Raw genomic sequence first — 2,320 nt, forward strand, 5'->3', positions numbered from 1 at the left:
TCTGAATACTCCTGCTACTGTTGCTGCTACGTATTCTCCTACACTGTGACCCATGACTATATCTGGTTTGATTCCCCAGGATTGCCATAATTGAGCTAAAGCGTATTCAATAGCAAATAAGGCTGGTTGGGTGTAACCAGTTTGAGCTAGTAGAGATGATGCTTCGATATCTTCTGGGTTTTGAGGATAGATTACTTCTAAAAGGGACTTTTCTAGATAGGATTCTAGTATTTGGCTGCACTCGTCGATCGCTTGACGGAAAACTGGTTGTGTTTCATACAATTGCCTGCCCATGTTTACGTACTGAGAACCTTGACCTGTAAAGAGGAAAGCAACTTGTGCTATACTAGTGCCAGGTATTTCTCCGGAAAAAATTTCTGTTACTGGTTCTGTTGCTTGGTGAGCTTTTAATTTTTCTAGTAGTTCTTGTTGGTTGGAAGCAATAACAGCTAGGCGATGGTTGAAATGTTTACGTCCTGTGTTTGCAGTATAACAAATGTCTGCAATTTCTAATTCCTGATGAGTTTCTATATAGTTTTGATAACGGGCTACCAGTTGTGCCAGTGCTTCTGGAGTTTTTGCCGAGAGGGTTAATAAATTAATTGGACGCTCTGGGGAATTTCCTTTCTTAATTCTTTCTGGAGCTTCTTCCAAGATTACATGAGCGTTAGTTCCTCCAATACCAAAGGAACTAACCCCTGCTCTACGAGGAGTTCCATTGGTTTTCCATTCGGAAAGAGTGGTATTAACATATAAAGGACTATTAACAAAATCTATTTTGGGGTTGGGTTGTTCAAAATGTAGCGTTGGGGGCAGTAATTTATGTTTGAGAGCTAAAACTGTTTTGATCAGTCCTGCTACTCCTGCCGCTGCATCTAAATGACCCATATTGCTTTTCAGGGAACCAATGGCACAGAAACCCTTCTTTTGCGTACTATACCTAAAAGCCTGGGTCAGAGCTGCGATTTCCACCGGATCTCCCAGCTCTGTGCCTGTGCCATGAGCCTCTATGTATGAGATTGTCTCTGGATCTACTCCAGCAACAGCATGAGCTTCTGAAATAACTGCTGCTTGACCTTCTATGCTAGGTGCGGTGTAGCCCACTTTCAAGGAGCCATCATTATTAATCGACGATCCCTTGATAATTGCCTGGATAGAATCACCATCTGCGATCGCGTTATTGAGTCGCTTGAGAAGTACAATCCCAACACCATCACCTGGTATTGTACCCTTGGCTTTAGCATCAAAAGTTCGACAGTGTCCATCAGGAGAGAAAATCATTCCCTCTCGATATAAGTGTCCAGCTTTCTGGGGAATATGGATAGAGACACCACCAGCAAGAGCCAGATCACATTCTCCATTGAGTAAACTTTGACAAGCCATGTGGACAGCGACCAATGAGGTTGAACAAGCAGTTTGAACGTTGAGTGCAGGTCCTCTTAAATTTAGCTTGTAAGCGACACGAGTTGCCAGGTAATCTTTATCACTGCTGATCATTAGCTGATAAGAGTTCAATGTATTATCAGGATCGTGGTTGGGATAAAGATTCCTCAATAAGTAGTTGTTCATGCCAACACCAGCATAAACCCCTATTAAACCCCCATAGGTATCTGGATTATAACCACCCCTTTCTATGGCTTCCCAAGCACATTCAAGAAACAAACGATGTTGCGGATCGATTTCTTCAGCTTCCTTGGGACTATAGCCAAAGAAATTAGCATCGAACAGATCGATGTCTGACATCACAGCACGGGCTTTGACATAGTTAGGATTATCCAGTAATTCAACTTTAACGCCAGACTCTAACAATTCTTGCTTTGAGAAAAAGGAGATAGATTCCACACCATCCTTAAGATTCTGCCAAAATTGATTGGTGTCTTCAGCTTGTGGAAAACGACCAGACATGGCAATAATTGCTATACCTAGATCGTCATCTAGATCGTCTATTAAATTTTCTTCATATTGTCGAGTCATTTTTTTTATACTCACTTTTATTAAAAAATTAATTAATTGCGCATAAATTTTGAGACTTAATTAATCCAAAATGATTAATCTCTTACTTGATATCGAGAACGATGTTTTTGCCTGCGTTCTAGTCTTTGTTTCATCATGCTTTTACCTTCCCTTAAGTTAGTATCACGGATATTACGTGTTTCTTTGGAATCATTGTTACTAATACTTTCACCTTTTATATGCTGACTCAAATAATAAATAGTTGGATATTTTAAAAGATCTAAAACTTGCAGTTTCATTTTAAAAAATAATAAATAGTTGGATATTTTAAAAGATCTAAAACTTGCAGTTTCATTTTAAACAGTTC

The 2,320-nt window shown here is 39.6% G+C and carries 2 protein-coding genes; both read right to left on the reverse strand.

All coding sequences use genetic code 11. The features are described from left to right. Nucleotides 1–1,974: type I polyketide synthase (locus F6K37_RS38665; RefSeq protein ID WP_287256477.1), on the reverse strand; the 1,974-nt coding region annotated here is incomplete at its 3' end. Between the two features lie 74 nt (nucleotides 1,975–2,048). Next, nucleotides 2,049–2,252, reverse strand: coding sequence for a hypothetical protein (locus F6K37_RS38670; RefSeq protein WP_287256480.1), 204 nt, complete (start codon nucleotides 2,250–2,252; stop codon nucleotides 2,049–2,051). Nucleotides 2,253–2,320: the final 68 nt, after the last annotated feature.

The organism is Moorena sp. SIO4E2, assembly GCF_010671945.1.
Lineage (GTDB): Bacteria > Cyanobacteriota > Cyanobacteriia > Cyanobacteriales > Coleofasciculaceae > Moorena > Moorena producens.

Coding starts and splice junctions, on each gene's coding strand:
- F6K37_RS38670 (WP_287256480.1), bottom strand. CDS start 2,252: ATGAAACTGCAAGTTTTAGATCTTTTAAAATATCCAACTATTTATTAT.